This window comes from Janthinobacterium sp. RA13, from assembly GCF_000745325.1.
Lineage (GTDB): Bacteria > Pseudomonadota > Gammaproteobacteria > Burkholderiales > Burkholderiaceae_D > Janthinobacterium > Janthinobacterium rivuli.
Window position 1 is genome coordinate 5,623,454 of record NZ_JQNP01000001.1, and the last position, 19,885, is coordinate 5,643,338.

Consider the following 19,885-nt stretch of genomic DNA (forward strand, 5'->3'; position numbering starts at 1 on the left):
TGGTTCAGATTTCAAAGGGGCAGGCATGGCCGATACCGATGGCGCGGCAGCGCCGTTCCTTACTTACTGGCAGGCCGGCTACGAAGGCGCCGACCACGTCACCCATGGCGGCCAGGCGCTGGACATGAACCGCGCCACGGGCCACCTGGACAGGGTGCGCGAAGACTACCTGCTGCTGCGCCAGTTCGGCATCCGCAACGTGCGCGAAAGCATAGGCTGGCGCCTGGCCGAGCGCGATGGTCAGTTCGATTTTTCCTGTATCGAAGAGCGCGCCGCCGTGGCGCAGGAGTTGGGGCTGCAGATCAACTGGACTTTCTGCCACTACGGCTGGCCGGCCGGGCTCGACCTGTTTTCACCCGACTTCGTGCCGCGCTTTGCCCGCTATTGTCGGGCAGCAGCGCAGTTCCTCGCGCCGTATGCGGGTAGCGCGCCCGTGTACTCACCCATCAATGAAATCTCGTTTACCAGCTGGGGCTTGTCGGTGCACATGTTCCAGTGCCTGAATATGTACCGGCCCGATGCGGGAGCGGAAGGAAAGCGGCAGCTGGTGCGCGCCAGCATCGCCGGCTGCGATGCGATCCGTGACGTCAGCCCGCAGGCGCGTTTCCTGCAATGCGATCCCCTGATCCACGTGATCGCGCCGCCCGGACGCACGGACTGGGTCGACCAGGCGGCGGCCTGGCGCGCCTCGCAGTTCGAAGCGTGGGACATGCTGTGCGGCCGGCAAGCGCCGGAACTGGGCGGCGCGCCGCGCTACCTGGACTTGATCGGCCTGAACTATTACCACAGCAACCAGTGGGAATGCGGCAGCAACCTGCGCCTGTGGTGGCACCTGGGCGAACCGCGCCGCATGCCCCTGCACCAGCTGCTGCTGGAAGTACAGGCGCGCTATCAGCGGCCTTTGCTGCTGGCGGAAACGAGCCACGTAGGCAGCGGGCGCGGTGCGTGGATACGCGACGTGGCCGCCGAGGCGGCGCTGGCCGTCCAGCATGGCACCGCGCTGCGCGGCATCTGCATCTATCCCGTCATCGACCGTCCAGACTGGGACGATGCCAGCCACTGGCACCGCAGCGGCCTGTGGGAGGTCGGCCTGGAAGGCGAGGGGGGCGAGCGGCTGCGGCGCATCCTCGTCCCCCCCTACGCGGCGGCACTACGGCAGGCACAGCGCCTGACGGCACACCTTTGTTCAACGTTTGCCCCGGCGGGGCAGAAAGGAACTGGCATGCGAACCATCATCGTTTTTTCCCATTTGCGCTGGAATTTCGTGTATCAGCGTCCGCAACAGCTGCTGTCGCGGCTGGCGCAATTCTACCGCGTGGTCTTTGTCGAGGAGCCCGTCTGGGACGATGGAGCCAGCAGGCTGGAGCTGTCCACGCCGGCGCCGAACGTGACCGTGTGCCAGCCCCGCACGCCCGTACAGGCGTGCGGTTTTCACGACGACCAACTGGCCGTGCTGCAGCCCCTGCTGAGCCAGATCACGCCTGCCGACGACCCCATCGTGTGGTTCTATACGCCGATGGCGCTGCCACTGCTGCCAGCCCTGCACGCGGGCCTGGTCGTGTATGACTGCATGGATGAACTGGCCGCATTCAAGAATGCGCCGCGTCAGTTATTGCAGCGCGAAACGGCCTTGCTGGCGCGCGCGGACCTGGTGTTTGCGGGCGGCCCCAGCCTGTTCGAGGCGAAGCGCACGCGCCACGCCAACGTCCATTGCTTCGCCAGCAGCGTCGATACCGTGCACTTCGAACAGGCGCTGGACCGCCACAACGGTCATCCCGCGCAGGCGGAGATCGGCCGGCCCAGGCTCGGCTATTACGGCGTGATCGACGAGCGTTTCGAGCCGGCCCTGGTGGCGGCGCTGGCCGACGCCCATCCCGACTGGCAAATCGTGCTGGTTGGACCCATCCTCAAGATCGACCCGGCCAGCCTGCCGCAGCGCCAGAATATTCATTACCTGGGCCAGCAGCCCTATCAGGCCCTGCCGCACTTCCTGGCCGGCTGGGACGTGTGCCTGCTGCCGTTTGCCAGCAATGAGGCGACCCGCTTCATCAGTCCCACCAAGGTACTGGAATACATGGCGGCGCAACTGCCCATCGTCAGCACGCCGATCGCCGATGTGGCCGTGCCGTATGGCGACATCGTGGCCATCGCCGATACACCCGACGCCTTTGTCGCCGCCTGCGAGGCGGCGCTGGCCGCGACGCCGGAACAGCGCGCGGCCATGGCCGCGAACATGCGCGCCATCGTCGAGGCCACCTCCTGGGATGCCACGGTGGAGCAGATGCGCAACTTGCTTGACACGACGCCGCCGGGGCAGGGCGCCCGCCAGGCCGTGTCCGCCGCCGGCACGACACAGGCCGCCGCACCGGGCGCCGGCGCCGATGTCAATTTGCTGCATCCCCCCGGTGCGCCGCAAGCCGTGGCCTGCGCCATCATTGGCGCCGGTCCGACGGGCTTGAGCGCCGCCTATCACCTGGGTGCCGATACTTTGCTGCTGGATAAAAATGCCGCCGTGGGCGGCTGGTGCCGCTCCATCCAGGATCGCGGTTTTACTTTCGATCACGCGGGCCACATCATGTTTTCCAACGATGACTATGTGCTCGACATGTACCGCACCTTGCTGGGGACCAATCTGCACTGGCAAAACCGCGAAGCCTGGGTCTACAGCAAGCAGGTCTACACGCGCTATCCTTTCCAGGGGGCGCTGTACGGCTTGCCGCCAGCCGTCATCAAGGAATGCATCGTCGGCGCCATCGAGGCGCGATACGGCAAGGCACCGGCCGCGCCAAGCCCTGAAACGGCTGCGGCCTGCGCCGTGGAGGACTGCTGCGCCGACGGCGGCACGGGGCTGGAACAGCTGCACGATGCCGTGGCGGCGCCGGCCCAAGCCCAGGCCCAGGGCGCGCCCAATTTCGAGCAATTTATCCATCAGGTGTGGGGCAGCGGCATCGCCCGCCATTTTGCGATTCCCTACAACAAGAAATTGTGGACCGTCCCCCTGGCCGAGATGGAAACGTCGTGGCTGGGCGGGCGGGTGCCCTTGCCGAACCTGGAAGAAATCATCGAGGGCGCGCTGGAACCGGTGGCCAGGCCGATGGGCCCGAATGCGTGCTTCGGCTATCCCTTGCGCGGCGGTTTCCAGGCCTTGATGTCGGGCTTCCTGCCGCACCTGCAAGGCAAGCTGGAACTCAATGCCGATGTGGTGCAGGTCTTGCCGCGCCAGCACGTGATCGTGCTGGGCGATGGCCGCCGTTTCCGCTATCAGCACTTGCTGAGCACCATGCCCCTGCCGCAACTGGTGCGCCTGATCGGCGAGCAGGCGCCGCCGCAGGTACAGGCGGCAGCGCGCGCCTTGCGGCATATTTCCGTGCGCTGCGTCAACCTGGGCGTGGCGCGCGAAAACATCAGCGAGAAACACTGGATTTACTATCCGGAAGAGACGATATTCCACCGTATTTTCCTGCAAGGGAATGCCAGCCCCCACTGCAACGCGCCGGGTGGTTTCGGCCTGACGTGCGAGATCAGTTATTCGCCCTGGAAACCGTTGCCGCTCGATGAACAGGCCCTGATCGACCGCTGCATGGCCGACTGCATCGCGGTGGGTTTGCTGCGCGACGATGACCGCCTGCTGGTCGCCAACCAGGTAGACATGCCGTACGCCTACGTGGTGTACGACCATGCGCGGGCCGCCAACGTGGCGCTGGTGAAAGCATGGCTGTCCACGCAGGACATCGTGCTGGCGGGACGCTACAGCGAGTGGGAATACTACAATTCCGACCATGCCTTCCTGGCCGGGAAAAAAGCGGCGGAACTGATCGCCGGGCTGGCGGCAAGCCAGCGCAAGGTGGGTATGGTGGAGTAGGCGCTAGCGCCGGGAGCACGGGATCAGCGCTCCCGGCGCGGATTCAGCAAGGACGTCTTCAAGAGGCAAACGAGGCAGGAGGCAGCCAAGACGCAACATGAGAAGAGGCAGGGCGCTGCCGAAGATCATGCCAGGTGAAACGATGGCAAGGCAGGAGGCCGGGTGTCGCTGTCAGGAGACATGGCAGGGATAAGTGGCAAGGAAAAGATAAAGCAAAAGTGGCAAGGAAAAGATAAAGCAAAACATGGCAATAAAAACATAAAGCAAAGCATGGCAAGAAAAAGGTAAAGCAAAGCATGGCAAGAAAAAGGTAAAGCAAAGCAGTAAAGCAAAGCATGGCAGCAGGGAAAAGGCCAGGCCAGGCAAGGAAAGGCCAGGCAAGGAAAGGCCAGGCAAGGAAAGGCAAGGAAAGGCCTGATGCCTGTCCCGTCCCGCCTTGCCATACCTCGCATGCCTGACTGCGATTGATGTGCCTGACCGCTGGCGCTCAGCGCCCCAAATGCCAGCGGCCAGGCGGGATCGGCGCATGCCGCGCTGATCCCCGGATATCGTTAGTAGCGCTGCAGCAATCCGTTGACCACTTTGACCCGATCGCCGATCTGGTAGCCTGGCTGGGAGTTTTGCATGAGGGTGCGCGTGCTGCCGTCGTCCAGGCGCAGGGTGACCCGGTACTGCATGTTGCCCGAGGTGGTGCCCGCTGTGCCGGAGCTGCCCGACTGCATGTCGCCGCTGCCCTGATCCATGCCACGTGGCACCGGCTCGATCGATTGCACCGTGGCGGAGGCGATGCTGACGCCGGACTGGCTGCCGTCCATGCTCATGGCGTTGTTGGCCGTGGAGGTACGCGTGTCGGCGCTGCCGGTGCTGGTGTCGTTCATGGTGCTGCCGGTGATGCCGGTGTTGGTCGCTGCGTTGCCCGTCGCGGTCGTATTGCTGTAGCTTTCACCACTGCGGCCGTTCATGCTGCTCATGCCGGTGCTGTTCGGATTTGAACTGCAGGCGGCCAGCGTACACAGCAGGCCGGCCAGCGCCATGGTTTTTTTTACTCTCATCTTGTTCTCCTCTTGGTCTGACAAAGTGTTAACCCGGTTTCCAGGGTGTGGCGGAGGTCAGCGTCAATGGCGCATGCCAGGCACGCCAAGCATGGCCGCAACTACTGCTAAGTAATCCTCAGGAAAATATTGTCAATTTATGACGAACAGAACCGGATGCGATGCAAGGCGCCAGTTGCGCCGCAGTGCGAGCACTGCCAGCAGCTGGCAAGCCTCGTCGGCCACCTTCCAGAGTGCCGGTTATGGAAGTCAGAAATCACAATAATTTAATGGGGGTTACTTGGTAAGAGAGCAGGGCGGGAAAGATGTTCGATCCTTGTTATTTCACATTGAGGTACATCAAGCGCTTCAATTGTAGAGCTTGGTATAAAAGAAATTCTTGTGCAGGGCGAGCACGGCGTTCGCGCTTTCCCCTTGTTCCCCGTTGCTTACTTCAGGAGAATAAATGTCTGCCGATTCCCATAGCGTCAAGCTGATCAATGAGCTGGTGATTGCGGTGTACGGTGCCCCGGGCGCTGCGAACGGCGCGCGCGCCCGTTATGCGCTGACCCAAGCCCTGCATGCCTTGACGAGGCTGTCACGGTCGGAGCAGTTGATGGAGATGCAGCGCGATGCGGCGCGCGCAGCGGGAGCGGCCAGCCGGCGGGAAATGCGCACGGCCTTGCGCCGTATCGCCAGCCGGGCGGCAGCCGGCCAGGGGCAGCTGTCGCTGGCGCTGGGTGCCGGCGATGGCAACGCGCCGTGATCAGCCCCGCTGTTTCTTCAGCGCGGCGGCGGCCATGGCAGGCCAGAAAAAGTACAGTGGCAGCACCACGGCCGTCGCGGCCGTGATATCGACCACCCAGTCGCTGACGGCGCCACGGCGGTAAGGCAGGAAACTCTGGATGAATTCGTCCAGCGCGCCCATGGCCGCCACCATCAGCACCGACAGCAACGCGCGGCGCGCCATGCCGCCGGCCGTGCCGCTGAACAGGATCAGAGCCAGCACGCCATAGCCGACGGAATGCAGCACGCCGCCCGACGCATATTGACCCACGTCCGCGCGCACACCGGGAATGTCGCCGATCAGGATCACCAGGGCATACAGCACCAGCGCCGTGCGGTAGCGCAGGCGTTCGTAGCGGTCGGCAAAACACAGTTCGGGCAGGGGGGCAGGCATGAGGCGTCAGGACAGGTGGAAAGGCCGTCACAATATCATGGGCAGGGCGGGCTACCGTGTTTTTGCGCAAGAGCTTGCCGTGCAGGGAAAAAAAAGGCCCGCGGGGACGCGGGCCAAAAACCCAAATGAAATGGGTCAAGAGTTGAGAGTTGCTCGGTACTCAGCATGTCGCGCGCCTTGCCGGCGCCCGCCACGGTCATGAAAGGGAGTGGTGTGCCATCGCGGCACACCTGTCTGTAGTCAGGCATATCGGTTGCCTGTACAGCAGATGAAGCAAGTATGGGGGACGAAGATGACGGGCTGATGACACGCCGCAACATTTTTTTGCGGCCAGGCCATTTCTCGGAAAGATTGTGCGCCATGGCAAGAATGGCCATGTTTCAGGAAGGACAGCGAAAAAAAAGCCCGCTGGTGAAAGCGGGCTTAAAACTATTTTCTTGGAGGAGAATAGTGGAGACAGGTGCATTATGCTGCGTCGCACGATATGTGTCTAATGGTCTTTTCAGATAACCATTATTCTTTTTTGATATAACTGTCTGCGTCTGTCTTCATTCCTTCACTGCCACCGTGTAGTTGAGCGCCATGCGTCCGCCATCGACATAGATGGTCTGGCCCGTCATGTAGGTGGCGTCGTCGCTGGCCAGGAAGGCGGCGATGCCGGCCACTTCCTCCGGTTCGCCGCAGCGGCCCAGCGGCGTGCGCGACAATATCGTGTGGCGCGCCTGCGGGCTCGACAGCACCGCCTGTTTGGCCAGTTCCGTCAGGATGGTGCCCGGGCCGATGCCGTTCACGCGCACGCCGTGCGGCGCCAGGTTCAGGGCCATGACCTTGGTCAGCTGGTTGATGGCGCCCTTCGACACCACGTACGGCACCTGGTTCGGGATCGCCAGTTCCGCATTCACGCTGGACATATTGATGATGCAGCCGCTGTTGCGCTTGACCATTTCGCGCGCCACGGCCTGGCCGCACAGGAACATCGATTTCAGGTTGATGCGCATGACCCGGTCGAAATCGTCTTCGCACACGTCGAGGAAATCGGCCGCGTGTGTGACGCCCGCATTGTTGACGAGGATATCGATGTGGCCGAACTGCGCCAGGGTTTCCTTCAGCATGGCGTCGACGTCCGCCTTCTGGCTGACGTCGGCGCAAAAGAAGCGCGCCTGCGGGCCGAGGGCGGCTGCCGCCTGCGCGCCTTCTTCCTTGATGTCGACCAGCATCACCTGCGCCCCTTCGGCGATCAGGCGGGTGGCGCAAGCCAGGCCGATGCCTTGCGTGGCGCCCGTGACGATGGCGGTTTTATTGACTAGTTTCATGTGTGCTCCTCGGCGGGTGGGGGCGCCGCCATGCTGCGGTGCCATGGCGGATTTTAATCCCTGGGCAGGAATCAGAGGAGGATGGGCTCGTTCGGCAACTGGTTGCCGCGCGTGCCGTTGGCAGGGAAGTGGCTTTGCAGCAAGGTATTCAGCTGCGCCAGTGCTTCCACGGTGCTGTCGTGGTAATTGCCATCCCTGAACCCTTTGGTCATGGTGTGGCACACGGCTTGCCATTGCTCCGGCGTGACGCGGCGGCCCACGTTGCGGTCGGCCACGATATCGACCTGATGCTCGGCCAGGTTGATGTAGATGAGCACGCCAACGTTGTCTTCCGTATCCCACACGCCATACTGGGCGAACAGTTCGCGCGCCCGCTCGCGGTTGCTCACGCCCTGGTAAGCCATTCCTGGCGTCAGGGCAGCTTCGACGATCAGGCGCACTTCCGCCTGGTGCATCGCTTCACCGTCGGCAATCGCCGTCTCGATGGCTTTCAAGGTGCGCTCTGGAAAGGCCTGGCGCGCCGTCGCCGGCGTGCCCCGCAAATGTTTTAACGCGCGTCCGCAGCGCTGGCCAAATGTCAGATGTTTCGTCATTACCAATCTCCCGAGGCGCCGCCGCCGTCAAATCCGCCGCCGCCGCCGCCGCCACCGAAACCACCGCCGCCACCGCCACCGCCAAAACCACCGCCGCCGCCGAAGCCGCCACCACCACCACCGCGGTTGTTCAGTGCCTGGCTGAGGATGCTGCCCAGCACGACGCCGGTGGCGCCGCTGGACCAGTTGCTGCCGCGCTGCAGCCGCGTCGGCCCGCCGCGTGAGCGGAACAGGGTCAGCACGACGAGGAAGCCGAAGAACAGCAGCGGCAGCCAGAACGTCATGCCGCCCGCTTCCACCGTCGCTGGGGCCTTCTGCTGTGCGGGAGCGGGAAATTGCTCCTGGTTCAGCAAGGTGGCAATCGACCCCACACCGGCCACCAGGCCGCCGTAATAGTCGTTTTGCTTGAAATGCGGCGCGATCACGTCTTGCAGGATGCGTTTCGATTGCGCATCCGTCAGCACGCCCTGCACGCCGCGGCCCGCTTCGATACGCAGGCGGCGCAGGGACGAGGGGTTGTCCTTCGCCACCATCAGCAGCACGCCGTCATCGACGCCCTTGCGGCCCAGCATCCAGGCATCCGTCACGCGGATGCTGTATTGCTCGATGGCTTCCGGTTCCGTGCTCTTGACCAGCAGCACGGCGATCTGGCTGCCCGTCTTGGCTTCGTAATCGGCCAGCACGCCTTCCAGCGCCGCCTTTTGCTTGGCGTCGAGCATGCCGGCGTTGTCCGTCACGCGCGCCGCCAGCGGCGGCACGGGCTGCAAGCCCTGTGCGCCAGCTGGCGCCATCGTCCACAGCAGCAGCGCCGTCGCCAGCGCCGCGAGGTAGGACCAGGCTTTCATCTTATTTGCCAAAGTTGACGGTCGGTGCGGTCGAGATGGCTTTTTCATTTTCCACCGTGAACGATGGCTTGACCTTGTAGCCGAAGACCATGGCCGTCAGGTTGTTCGGGAAGCTGCGCGCATGCACGTTGTAATCCTGCACGGCAACGATGTAGCGCTGGCGCGCCACGGTGATGCGGTTTTCCGTGCCTTCCAGCTGCGACTGCAGGTCGCGGAAGCTGGTGTCGGCCTTCAGGTCCGGGTATTTCTCGGACACCACCATCAGGCGCGACAGGGCCGACGACAGCTGGCCCTGCACTTGCTGGAATTTCTCGAATGCGGCCGGATCGTTCAGCACTTCGGGCGTGATCTGGAAACTGGTGGCGGCGGCGCGCGCCTTGGTCACCGCTTCCAGGGTTTCGCGCTCGTGCGTGGCATAGCCCTTGACGGTGTTGACCAGGTTGGGGATCAGGTCGGCGCGGCGCTGGTACTGGTTGACCACTTCGCCCCAGGCGGCCTTGGTGGCTTCATCCTTGCTCTGGAAGTCGTTGTAGCCGCAGCCCGTCAGGACGCCGGCCAGGACGGTGACGCTCAGCGCCAGGCGCAGCCATTTGGTGAATTGATTGGTGATTTGCATGATGGGTTCCGTGCCGAGTAAAAGGGATGCGGCAAATATACCTGAAACGGCCCGCCATGTCGGTTTAATCAGCGCCGGTCGCCGCCTCCGCCTGCCTTCGCAACCCCGCGCCGCGTTACAATACGGGGTTTGCAACTGAATATAGAGAAGGTGTACCGTGAATTTCATCAATAAATTATCCGCCGCGTGGACGGCCAATAATTCCCTGCTGTGCGTGGGCCTGGACCCCGACCTGGCGAAACTGCCGGCCGAACTGCGCGACCTGCCTGATGGAATCACTACCTTTTGCACGCGCATCATCGACGCCACGGCCGACCTGGCCTGCGCCTTCAAGCCGCAGATCGCCTATTTTGCCGCGCTGGGCGCGGAAAAGCAGCTGGAAGACATCTGCCGCTATGTGCGTGAACACTATCCGCACATCCCGCTGATCCTCGACGCGAAACGGGGCGACATCGGCGCGACGGCCACGCAGTACGCGCGCGAAGCGTTCGAGCGCTACGGCGCCGACGCCGTCACCGTGAACCCGTACATGGGCGAGGATTCGCTCGACCCCTACCTGGCGTGGAAAGACCGCGGCGTGATCATCCTGTGCCGCACCTCGAACCCGGGCGGCTCGGACCTGCAATTCCTGAATACGGATGGCGAACCGCTGTACCAGCGCGTGGCGCGCCTGGTGGCCGATAAATGGAACAAGAATGGCCAGTGCGCGCTTGTCGTCGGCGCCACCTTCCCTGAAGAACTGGCGCAAGTGCGCGCCATCGTCGGCGACATGCCGCTGCTGGTGCCCGGCATCGGCGCCCAGGGCGGCGACATCGCGGCGACAGTTGGCGCGGGCCAGACGGCCAAGGGCATGGGCATGATGATCAGCTCGTCGCGCGCCATCATCTACGCCACGCCGCAAGCGGGCGAAGATTTCGCCGACGCGGCGCGCCGCGTGGCCATTGAAACGCGCGATGCGATCAATCAGCATCGTTCGGTTTAAACATCACCCATAAAAAATATAGGTCGGGTTAGGCCAGCGGCCGTAACCCGACAACACCGGTAACGTCAACAATGTTGTCGGATTACGCGGGCCTTCGGCCCGCTAATCCGACCTACCCGACTCGCGCCCTCTTTCAGTCGCGCATGGGCGCCACCATCTCCGCGTAGTCGTACAGCTCGCCTAAAATCTCTTCTCCCCGCTCATCGACCGATTCCGACAGCACGTCGATCTCCGTAAACAACATTTCGATGGTGCGGGCGCCGCCGTCACCGTCGAACAGGCGGGCGGCGCGGTGCTGTTCCCAGCGCAGGCTTTCCGCTTCGCTCAGGGTTTGCGGGAAATTGCGGGCGCGGTAGCGGAACAGCAATTCCTGCAGGCGCTCGTCGGCAAACGAGGGGCGGGCCGTGGCCAGCTTGGCCGGCGTGTCGCGGCGCAAGGATTCGAGCAGGCGGCGGTCGTCGTTGCTGACGAAACCATTGTACAAATCCTCATCCACGTCCAGCGCGGCATTCGCGCCCGGACGCTGGAACACTTCGGCCCAGATGGCATCCATGTTCGGCGCCGTCGCGGCCAGTTGCGCGTTGACCTTCGCCGCGTCCAGATCGATGCCCCATTGCGCGGCCATGGCCGGCGACAGGGTTTTCAGGTTGCCGACCAGCATGGGCGACTTGTTCAGGTGCACGCTTTTCACGGGCAGGCGCGTCATGCCTTCCGGCATGGCTTCCTTGCGCGTAAACAAACGCGTGCGTATGGTGTCGGCGTCCAGCGCGAACAGTTCGCGCGGATCGTAGGCGCAATCCCAGACGAGGATTTCATTTTTGTTGCTCGGATGCGTGGCCAGCGGCCAGACGACGCCCAGGCAGCCCCGTTCGGCGGGGAACATGCCCGACACGTGCAGGAAGGGCTGGCGTTCGGCGGCGGCCAGGTGCATGCCCATTTCGCTGGCGACCCGGTCCTTCTTGTGCAGGGCCAGGCAAAATTCGAACAGTTTCGGCTGCTTTTCGCGGATCAGGCGCGCCAGGGCGATGGTGGCGCGCACGTCGGACAGCGCATCGTGCGCCGCTTCGTGGGCCAGGCCATTGGCCTTGCTCAAGTGTTCCAGCTTAAAACTGGTCTGGCCATCGTCGCGCTTCGGCCATTGCATGCCTTCCGGGCGCAGCGCGTGCGTCATGCGCACCACGTCGAGGATGTCCCAGCGGCCGCAATGGTTCTTCCATTCGCGCGCATACGGGTCGATCAGATTGCGCCAGAACAGGAAACGCGTGACTTCATCGTCGAAACGGATGGTGTTGTAGCCCACGCCGATGGTGCCCGGTTCCGAAAAGGCAGCTTCGATGGTGGCGGCGAACTGGTGCTCGGGCACGCCCAGCTGCAAGCACTGTTGCGGCGTGATGCCGGTGATCAGGCACGATTGCGGGTCGGGCAGGAAATCATTGGCAGGTTGGCAATACAGCATGATCGGCTCGCCGATCTCGTTGAGGTCGGCATCCGTGCGGATGGCGGCGAACTGGGCCGGGCGGTCGCGGCGCGGCTGGGCGCCAAAGGTTTCGTAGTCGTGCCAAAGAAAGGTCTGGTTAGTCATTGATGGTCGTTGCTTGATTGGTTATCCGGGCCGCTAAAAGCGGCCGCTGCTACAGTTTTCTGAAAACCTGCCGATACTACACGAGAGGATGGTCATCATCGCGTTTCCCGCATGGTGGCATACATTGTCCGTTCAAGGAGGTCTATCGTGTCAATTCCCATCGCCGCAAGCGGCAATTCCAACCCTTCCGTGACTTCCGTCAGTACGGGCGTTGCCGGCAAGGACGATAAAGTCCAGCAAAAGGACGGCATCAACGCTGAAATGAGCGTCAATGACCGCACCAAGCTGCAATTGAACGCTTCCATCATGCAGGCGTCGCTGAATGTGTCCATCGGTTCCGAGAACGAACCGCTGGCGCTGCTGTACAAGACGGCCATCACCAACATCAATGAAGCGCTGAAGAGCCAGTACGGCGACGATGCGATCCAGAACGCGGCGTCGCAGGATAACAGCGCCGAAGCGACGGCGAGCCGCATTGTATCGCTGTCGACGGGTTTTTTTGACGCCTACAAGAAGCAAAATCCCGGCATGGACGACGATACGGCCCTGACCAAGTTCATGGACACCATCAGCGGCGGCATGGAAAAAGGCTTCAAGGAAGCGCGCGATATCCTGGAAGGCTTGAAAGTGCTGGGTGGCGATATCGCTGGCAATATCGACAAGACGTATGAGCTGGTGCAGAAGGGCTATGCCGATTTCATCGCCGCGCACAGCAGCAAGAAGGATGACGCCGCCAAGCCGGATGCAAGCAAGCCAGCCGACAGCAAGGCTGCCTGATCTATAGCATGACCCGGTTGCGGCCCGATGCTTTGGCGCGGTACAGCGCCGCGTCGGCGGCCGCGATCAGCGCCTCGTCGTCCTGTTCGGCCGCCAGGCTGGCCACGCCGAAGGAACCCGTGATGTGCGGCAGCGCGCTGCGCATGTCGGCGAAGATGACGGCCAGCTGCATGCGCTCGCACAGGCGCTCGGCCACCCGCAGGGCCACGTGTTCGTTGGTATCGGGCAAGATCACCATCATTTCCTCACCACCATAGCGCACGGCAAAATCCGTGGGCCGCAGGGCCGCGCCCAGCACTTGTGCGGCGATGCGCAGCGCCTGGTCGCCCGCCTGGTGGCCGTGCGTGTCGTTGAAACGCTTGAAATGGTCGAGGTCTATCATCACCAGCGACAGCGGCGAGCCGCTGGCGTGGGCCGTGACGATCATGTTAGGCAGCAGATCCGTCAGCCAGGCGCGGTTGTACAAGCCCGTCAGGCTGTCGACCATCGATAGCTGGCGGTAGAATTCGCCCAGTTTCTGGCGCCGGCGCAGCAGCGCATTCGCGGCGCGGATGCGGAAGGACAGCAGCCGCAGCAGGTTGCGCGCCAGACCGTTCGACTGTTCGATCAATTCCCAGACGACGGCCGCGTCGATCACCAGCAAGTCGGTTTCTTCCAGGGCGGAAATGGCGGCCAGGTTGCTCGCTTCATCGAGCACCGATTGTTCGCCCACGCTTTCGCCGGGCAAGACCTTGCTGACGGTGCCGTCATCCATGCCCGTGTGGGTGTCGGCGGCCACGGCCAGCGAACCGCGCAGGACGATGTACAGGCTGGCGCCTTGCGTGTCGGAAATAGCTTCGCCCGCTTCGAGGCGCATGACGGGGCAGGGCGCCAGCATGGCGGCCGTCTGGCTATCCGCCCCATCGCGAAATAGCTGTAAATCGCCGATGTTGCAGCCTGAAGCGCCGAAGTTGCCGATCTGTTCCACAATCACACTTTCAAAAAGCCGGCGCGCGAGCAGGGGGCCGGTAGCTTCATGATAGCGTAAAGCGGCCTTGGCCGTAACGGCAAAGGCTTGCTTGATGTCACTTACTGTGAGAAATACGACAATTATTTCATTGCCGCGTTAATACGCGGGAATGCTTGCTGTTTTAGTATGGTTGTTGCCGCGCGCGAAAGACGGGGCTGGATATGCAAAGGCAGCCTTGAACGGCTGCCTCAGTCTCTGAAAATCCTGCAGGGGGGGGGAATTACTCGGCGGTTTCTTCCGCTTCGGCCGTATCGATCACGGCATTCTTGCCGGTGGCGTGGCGCTTGCTGTCTTGCAGGCGGCCCAGGGCGCTATCGATGGCGCGTTTCAGTTTATCGGTGGCGCCGGCAACGGATTGATGCACGGTGGCGTTCTGTTCGGTCACGGCGATCGGTTGATAGCCAGCAACGCGTGCTTCCATGACGCAGCGGATATCGTCGGCGCCGCCTTTCGGGCCATTCGTGTCGCTGATGTGGACTTCGATGCGGGTCAGATTGTCGCGGAAGCGGTTCAGTGCGCTTTCAAGTACGGATTGCACATGTTCGTTCAGTCCAGCGGTGTTGGCGATGGTGCTGTCGGTATGAATATTGATTTGCATATGCTTACTCCTGTCAATTCAAAAAAAACCCATCTCAGGCGTGCTGCGGCCTGGTTGCTGCCTCATGCACATGACCTCTGTGCATGGAACTTATCTTACTCCTCTTTCCAGTATTTCAAGAGGGTGCGCACGATTAAGATGAGCTTAACCCTTCAGCCAGGTCAAGTTTCCGCCACGAAATTATTTACCGTCAACCATTGATGAGCCCAGCCGCGATATTGATCGACAGCCCCAGCACGACCAGGTTGAAGAAAAAGCTCAGCACGGATTGCCCCAGCACGATCTGCCGCATCGTGCGCGTCTGCACGGAAACGTCCGACGTTTGCACGGCCACGGCGATGGTGATGGCGAAATACAGAAAATCCCAGTAATCGGGGTTTTGCTCGTCGTCGGGAAACTTCAGCGGGCGCAGCGCGGGATCGGCCTGGTAATACAGGTGGGCATAGTGGAAGCAGAACAGGGTGCCGACGAGGAACCAGGAGCCGACCAGGGTGAGGATCGTCAGGCCGTAATGCAGCGCGCGCTCGTCCGGCGCCATGTCTTTCATCGAGGACAGTTGCGAGACGATGGCCACCAGGCTCATCACGGAAGCGACGGACAGGGCCGACAGCACCGTGGCCGCCCGCTCGTCCTGGCGCGCCGCCATGGCTTTAACCTTGTGATGGTTGGCGCGCATCATCATCCAGGCCATCGTCGCCAGGTAAAACCAGACGGCGACGTTCCACGCCGTCAGCAAGCGCGTCATCTGTTGCCAGGACGAGGGCAGCAGCAGGCCGGCCGCCACGCCGATGACCGAGGCCATGCTCAGGTGGGGGCGGCTGCGGATGAAGCTGCGGAATGGAAGCGTGATTTTCATGGTGCGGCTTGGTCAGTGGCGATAGCGCATCTTAGACCTTATGGGCTGGCCGTGGTGGCCGTCCTGGCGGCCGCTTCCTTTTCGTGGTGGGGGAAGCGGTCCATGCGCGACAGCACGGGGAACAGCACGGCCCAGATGCCCGTCACGGCCAGGGTGGCGGCGCCGCCGAAGAGCACGGCGCGCACGAGGCCGAACCAGCCGGCCGTCAAGCCCGATTCGAATTCGCCCAGCTCGTTTGAGGCGCCGATGAAGACGGCGTTCACGGCGCTGACCCGGCCGCGGATCTCGTCGGGCGTCTCGAACTGCACCAGCAGGTGGCGGATGTAGACGCTGACCATGTCGCCGGCGCCCATCAGGAACAGGGCCGCCAGGGCCAGCGGGAAATAACTGGTGCTGCCCAGCACCAGGGTGCCCAGGCCGAAGACGGCCACGCCGCCGAACATCCAGGCGCCCACGCGGCGCGTGATGGGGAAGATGGCCAGCGCGATCGAGCACAGGGCCGCGCCTGCTCCGGGCGCCGTGCGCAGCAGGCCCAGGCCGCTGGGGCCGATATGCAGCACGTCATGCGCGAGCGCCGGCAGCAGGGCCGTGGCGCCGCCGAACAGCACGGCAAACAGGTCGAGTGAAATGGCACCCAGCACGATGGGTTTCGACCAGACGAAGCGCAAGCCTTCGAGCAGGGTATGCCAGCTGACGGGTTCGCGCTTGACCACTTGCGGCGCCGGCGTGGTGGCGCGCATCAGCAGGACGGACACGACCAGCAGCGCGGACGAGATCAAATACACCACCTTGGGGCCGAAGTAATACAGCAAGCCACCCAGGGTAGGGCCCAGGATGATGGCCACGTGCGAGCTCGACGAACTGAGCGCGACGGCGCGGCTGAAGTGTTGCGTGGGCACCATGTTCACCAGCACGGCTTGCGTGGCCGGCATCATGAAGGCGCGCGCGCTGCCGAACAGCACCAGCACGGCAAACACGGGCCAGACGATGGACAGTCCGCTCAGGGTAAAGGCCAGCAGGGCCAGCGCGCACGCCAGTTGTGCCGCCAGGCACCAGGCGATGATGTTGCGGCGGTTGTAGCGGTCGGCCACGTGGCCGGCCGGCAAAATCAAGACGAGGAAGGGGGCGAACTGCGCCAGGCCGATCAGGCCCAGGTCGAACAGGCTGCCCGTGATCTGGTACACCTGCCAGCCGATGGCCACGCTTTGCATCTGCACGGCCACCGTGCCCAGCACGCGGGCGGAAAGATAAAAGGCGAAGTTGCGGTGACGCAGGATGGCGAAAGACATGAGATTTCCAGGGAGCAGCGGGGTAGGGCGGTGATGGCAGCGGGCGCCGCACCAGCCGCGCCCCGCTGTCTGGACGGTGACGCTTACTTGGCCAGGTCGGCTTCCGTGGTGAAGGCGTCCGCGTAAAACTCGTCGGCTGGCAGCTGGCACAGCTGCACGAAATCGCGGTTGGCCGATTCGACGACGATGGGCGCGCCGCAGGCATACACCTGGTATGCGGACATGTCCGGCAAGTCGGCGATGACGGCCTGGTGCACGAAGCCCGTACGGCCTTCCCACGCGTCTTCCGGCAAGGCGTCCGAGACGACGGGCACATAGGTGAACTGCGGCAAGTCGGCGGCCCACTGGCGGCACAGCGCATCCATGTACAGGTCGTGCGGACGGCGGCCGCCCCAGTACAGGGTGATCGGGCGCGGCGATTGCTCGTTGATCATGTGCTCGACGATGGCTTTCAGCGGGGCAAAGCCCGTGCCCGAGGCCAGCAGCACGATGGGCTTGTCGGAATCTTCACGCAGGAAGAAGGTGCCCATGGGTCCTTCGAAGCGCAGGATGTCGCGCTCTTTCATGCTGCCAAACACCTGGTCCGTGAACAGGCCGCCGGGCATGTGGCGGATGTGCAGGCTGACCGGGCCGCCTTCGACGGGCGCGCTGGCCATGCTGTAGCTGCGGCGCTTGTTGTCGCGCAGCATGATTTCGATATACTGTCCGGCGCGGTAGTGCAGGCGCTCGCTGGCTGGCAATTGCAGGGTCAGCACGACGACGTCGGGAGCGACTTTCTCGATGGTGGTCACGCGCGACGGCATTTTCTTGATCGGGTAGTCGCTGCTGCCCGCCACTTCGCGCGCCTGCACCACGAGGTCGCCCTGGGGCACGGCGCAGCACAGCAGCGAATAGCCAGCGGCCGCTTCATCTTCCGTCAGGGAGCGGGCCTGGTATGGCTTATGCTGTACGTTGCCGGAGACGATCTTGCCCTTGCAGGAACTGCAGGCGCCGCTCTTGCAGCTGTACGGCAGGCCGACGCCGGCGCGTATCGCTGCCGACAGGACGGTTTCGTCCGCTTCACAGCTGAATTGGTGGCCGCTGGGCTGAACAGTAATTTGAAAAGTCATACAATCCTTGAGATGAAAAATATGTTAATGCACTCTTTGCGCAAGCCGTCAGGCTTGCCGCGCTTGCTGATCCTGGGCTGCGGCGACGTCGGCATGCGGCTGCTGCCGCAGCTAGCGGCGCGTTTTCGCGTCTTTGCCGTCACCAGCCAGCCGGCGCGCTGCGCGCAGTTGCGGGAAGCCGGCGCCGTGCCCATCGTGGCCAACCTCGACGACCGCGCCAGCCTGAAACGGCTGGCGGGACTGGCGACGATGATCGTGCACCTGGCGCCGCCCCGGTCGTCGGGCTTGCTGGACCAGCGCACGCGCAATCTGGCCGCCATTTTACCCGAGCATGCCCGCATGGTGTATGTGAGCACCAGCGGCGTGTATGGCGATTGCGCCGGTGCCTGGGTCGATGAAACACGGCCGACGGCGCCGGCCAATGCGCGCGCGAAGCGGCGCGTCGACGCGGAACAGGTCTTGCGCGGCTGGGGCGCGCGCCGCGGCGCCAGGGTGGCCATCCTGCGCGTGCCCGGCATTTATGCGGACGACCGCCTGCCTTTGAAGCGCTTGCGCGAAGGCACGCCGGCCCTGGCCGCGGAAGATGATGTCTACACCAACCATATCCATGCCGACGACCTGGCGCGCATCATCGAGCGGGCCTTGTGGCGGGGCAAGCCGGGACGCGTGTATCACGCCAGCGATGACAGCGAACTCAAAATGGCCGAGTATTTCGACGCCGTGGCCGACACGTTCGGCCTGCCGCGCCCTCCGCGCCTGCCGCGTGCCGAGCTGCGGCAAGTGGTTACGCCGATGCTGCTGTCGTTCATGTCCGAGTCGCGCCGCCTGCACAATGCGCGCCTCAAGCGCGAACTGGGCGTGCGCCTGCGCTATGCCCGCGTGGCCGATGCCTTGCAGTCGCTGTCAGCCGATGGCGCCGGCATCAGGTAAAATGGCCGGTTATCTGCGCACTTTGCTGGGCCGGCGCGCAGCGCGCCGTTCCCGCGCTGCGCCACTCACTTAAGGAATACCGCATGAGCACCCTCACTTACGAAGAATACCTGGACGAGGTCACCACCGTCCTGACGGAACTGTACGACCTCGACGACGAGGCCGCCATCAAGCTGGTGGTGGCGGCGCAGGACGCCGAATTTTTTGTCCCGCACGATGCGCATGAAGAAATGCGTACCGCCGAGCAAGCCAAGAAAGATGCGGTCACCCTGTTCGAGCGCAAGCAGAATCGCCAGCAAACGCAGGAAAAACAGCAGCAGCGCGTGCGCCAGCAAAAGAAGTAAGGATGGGGCAGTACGGGCTTCGGCGCAACGCCGGGGCCTTGCCATTTGATGCAGCGCAAACGCGCCACGGCGCGCTGGCGATATGGTGAGCGATGTCGTCACGCGTCTGGGCTCTTGTGGCGAGCTCTGCAGAGCGTGACGCTGTTTCCCGTCAGCAGGAGCGAGCCATGCGAACGACGAGTCACCCCAGCAAGGAACAGGTGCGCGCCTATATGCGCCGGCGCGAACGTGCGCTGCAGCCGCCGCCACCACCCGATGAAATTCGCCGGCAACTGGCCTGGTGCCGTGTGGACGATGCCGCATGCACTTGCGTTCCGGCCACTCCGGCCGGCGTGGCCGTGCAAGGCTGGCATTTATCCGCGGAAATGGCCCGCCTGAGCACCCTCATGGCGATAGCCTGGCTCATGCATAGCGGTGTTGCTCATCGTAAAAACTGATGACGTGCAGCAAACTTTCCCGATTTGAGTTATCCTCTAGCACATTCCAAGTGCGTCAATTCTCTTCAATTATCACAATTTTGCTTTAAGTTACGCAAAAATCAACAATAGCGTGTATTATATTGTTTGCGGCGTAAAAGCCGCATAAGTGATGGCGCTTTTTAGTGTGTTTACCCTGAATTATTGCAGAAGAGACATTCGGTTTCTTATTGCTCTAATACAACAAGTACGGATTTTTGATCATGTCTCTCAAACAAATTACCTCTTTGCCTACCTACAACCCGAATCGCGTCCTCGACGCGATCATCGACAAGCTGCAACTGAAAAACGATGCCGCCTTGTCGCGAGCTCTGGAAGTGGCGCCACCGGTCATCAGCAAGATTCGTCACAATACCTTGCCGATCGGCGCCACGATCCTTATCCGCATGCATGAAATCAGCGATTTCAGCATTCGTGAATTGCGCGAGTTGATGGCTGCCTAAGAGCGCCTGACAGACGGCAAACTGAGAGGTGCCGTCTGGGTAAGTCAGGC

Annotated in this window: 20 protein-coding genes; 8 read left to right on the forward strand and 12 right to left on the reverse strand. The window is 62.9% G+C overall.

Annotated features, from left to right (window positions below):
• The first annotated feature begins 25 nt into the window (after positions 1 to 25).
• The gene (locus tag FG13_RS24840) at positions 26 to 3,862 is read left to right on the forward strand and encodes an NAD(P)-binding protein (protein ID WP_035825322.1); all 3,837 of its coding nucleotides are present in this window, start codon (positions 26 to 28) and stop codon (positions 3,860 to 3,862) included.
• A 551-nt stretch (positions 3,863 to 4,413) separates the two neighbouring features.
• Here FG13_RS24840 and FG13_RS24845 read toward each other — a convergent pair.
• Positions 4,414 to 4,914: a hypothetical protein gene (locus FG13_RS24845; RefSeq protein WP_152598855.1), complete on the reverse strand. Its 501-nt coding sequence runs from the start codon at positions 4,912 to 4,914 to the stop codon at positions 4,414 to 4,416.
• Positions 4,915 to 5,359: 445 nt separating this feature from the next.
• On the opposite strand from FG13_RS24845, the gene FG13_RS24850 reads away from it, so the two are divergent.
• Entirely contained in the window at positions 5,360 to 5,659 is a 300-nt protein-coding gene (locus FG13_RS24850; RefSeq protein ID WP_035825327.1) for a hypothetical protein, read from the forward strand.
• Here the strand turns inward: FG13_RS24850 and FG13_RS24855 are convergent, their stop codons facing one another.
• From FG13_RS24855 to FG13_RS24875, 5 genes are all read right to left on the reverse strand, one after another.
• Positions 5,660 to 6,073: a VanZ family protein gene (locus FG13_RS24855; protein WP_035825329.1), complete on the reverse strand. Its 414-nt coding sequence runs from the start codon at positions 6,071 to 6,073 to the stop codon at positions 5,660 to 5,662. It lies immediately after the preceding gene.
• 548 nt (positions 6,074 to 6,621) lie between these two features.
• The gene (locus tag FG13_RS24860) at positions 6,622 to 7,386 is read right to left on the reverse strand and encodes an SDR family NAD(P)-dependent oxidoreductase (protein WP_035825332.1); all 765 of its coding nucleotides are present in this window, start codon (positions 7,384 to 7,386) and stop codon (positions 6,622 to 6,624) included.
• Positions 7,387 to 7,457: 71 nt separating this feature from the next.
• On the reverse strand, positions 7,458 to 7,979 hold the full coding sequence (locus FG13_RS24865; RefSeq protein WP_035825334.1) for a TPM domain-containing protein: 522 nt from the start codon (positions 7,977 to 7,979) through the stop codon (positions 7,458 to 7,460).
• Positions 7,979 to 8,824, reverse strand: a complete 846-nt coding sequence (locus FG13_RS24870) for a TPM domain-containing protein (protein WP_035825337.1) — start codon at positions 8,822 to 8,824, stop codon at positions 7,979 to 7,981. The genes FG13_RS24865 and FG13_RS24870 overlap by 1 nt, the downstream gene beginning before the upstream one ends.
• Before the next feature lies 1 nt (position 8,825).
• A complete protein-coding gene (locus FG13_RS24875) occupies positions 8,826 to 9,440 on the reverse strand; it encodes a LemA family protein (RefSeq protein ID WP_034781723.1) in 615 nt (204 codons plus the stop codon).
• Between the two features lie 157 nt (positions 9,441 to 9,597).
• Between FG13_RS24875 and pyrF the strand changes: the two genes are divergently transcribed.
• Positions 9,598 to 10,422, forward strand: a complete 825-nt coding sequence (pyrF, locus tag FG13_RS24880) for an orotidine-5'-phosphate decarboxylase (protein ID WP_035825338.1) — start codon at positions 9,598 to 9,600, stop codon at positions 10,420 to 10,422.
• Between the two features lie 133 nt (positions 10,423 to 10,555).
• Here pyrF and sbcB read toward each other — a convergent pair whose 3' ends face one another.
• On the reverse strand, positions 10,556 to 12,004 hold the full coding sequence (sbcB, locus tag FG13_RS24885) for an exodeoxyribonuclease I (protein WP_035825340.1): 1,449 nt from the start codon (positions 12,002 to 12,004) through the stop codon (positions 10,556 to 10,558).
• Positions 12,005 to 12,151: 147 nt separating this feature from the next.
• Between sbcB and FG13_RS24890 the strand changes: the two genes are divergently transcribed.
• Complete coding sequence (locus FG13_RS24890) at positions 12,152 to 12,781, forward strand: DUF5610 domain-containing protein (RefSeq protein ID WP_235211802.1); 630 nt, start codon at positions 12,152 to 12,154, stop codon at positions 12,779 to 12,781.
• Position 12,782: 1 nt separating this feature from the next.
• Here FG13_RS24890 and FG13_RS24895 read toward each other — a convergent pair whose 3' ends face one another.
• The 5 genes from FG13_RS24895 to FG13_RS24915 form a co-directional block, all read right to left on the reverse strand.
• Entirely contained in the window at positions 12,783 to 13,748 is a 966-nt protein-coding gene (locus FG13_RS24895; protein WP_035828712.1) for a GGDEF domain-containing protein, read from the reverse strand.
• Between the two features lie 262 nt (positions 13,749 to 14,010).
• Entirely contained in the window at positions 14,011 to 14,388 is a 378-nt protein-coding gene (locus FG13_RS24900; protein ID WP_034781728.1) for an HPF/RaiA family ribosome-associated protein, read from the reverse strand.
• A gap of 190 nt (positions 14,389 to 14,578) precedes the next feature.
• Positions 14,579 to 15,244, reverse strand: a complete 666-nt coding sequence (locus FG13_RS24905) for a DUF1345 domain-containing protein (RefSeq protein WP_035825341.1) — start codon at positions 15,242 to 15,244, stop codon at positions 14,579 to 14,581.
• 38 nt (positions 15,245 to 15,282) lie between these two features.
• Positions 15,283 to 16,533: an MFS transporter gene (locus FG13_RS24910; RefSeq protein WP_035825344.1), complete on the reverse strand. Its 1,251-nt coding sequence runs from the start codon at positions 16,531 to 16,533 to the stop codon at positions 15,283 to 15,285.
• An 83-nt stretch (positions 16,534 to 16,616) separates the two neighbouring features.
• Positions 16,617 to 17,642 (reverse strand): CDP-6-deoxy-delta-3,4-glucoseen reductase, encoded by a 1,026-nt coding sequence (locus FG13_RS24915; RefSeq protein ID WP_035825350.1) that lies wholly within the window; start codon positions 17,640 to 17,642, stop codon positions 16,617 to 16,619.
• A 12-nt stretch (positions 17,643 to 17,654) separates the two neighbouring features.
• Between FG13_RS24915 and FG13_RS24920 the strand changes: the two genes are divergently transcribed.
• From FG13_RS24920 to FG13_RS24930, 4 genes are all read left to right on the forward strand, one after another.
• A complete protein-coding gene (locus FG13_RS24920) occupies positions 17,655 to 18,572 on the forward strand; it encodes an SDR family oxidoreductase (RefSeq protein WP_035825352.1) in 918 nt (305 codons plus the stop codon).
• 83 nt (positions 18,573 to 18,655) lie between these two features.
• The gene (locus FG13_RS24925) at positions 18,656 to 18,916 is read left to right on the forward strand and encodes a hypothetical protein (protein WP_035825355.1); all 261 of its coding nucleotides are present in this window, start codon (positions 18,656 to 18,658) and stop codon (positions 18,914 to 18,916) included.
• Positions 18,917 to 19,083: 167 nt separating this feature from the next.
• Complete coding sequence (locus tag FG13_RS30745) at positions 19,084 to 19,353, forward strand: hypothetical protein (RefSeq protein WP_081922705.1); 270 nt, start codon at positions 19,084 to 19,086, stop codon at positions 19,351 to 19,353.
• Positions 19,354 to 19,595: 242 nt separating this feature from the next.
• Entirely contained in the window at positions 19,596 to 19,835 is a 240-nt protein-coding gene (locus FG13_RS24930) for a hypothetical protein (protein WP_029496207.1), read from the forward strand.
• The last annotated feature ends 50 nt before the right edge of the window (positions 19,836 to 19,885 follow it).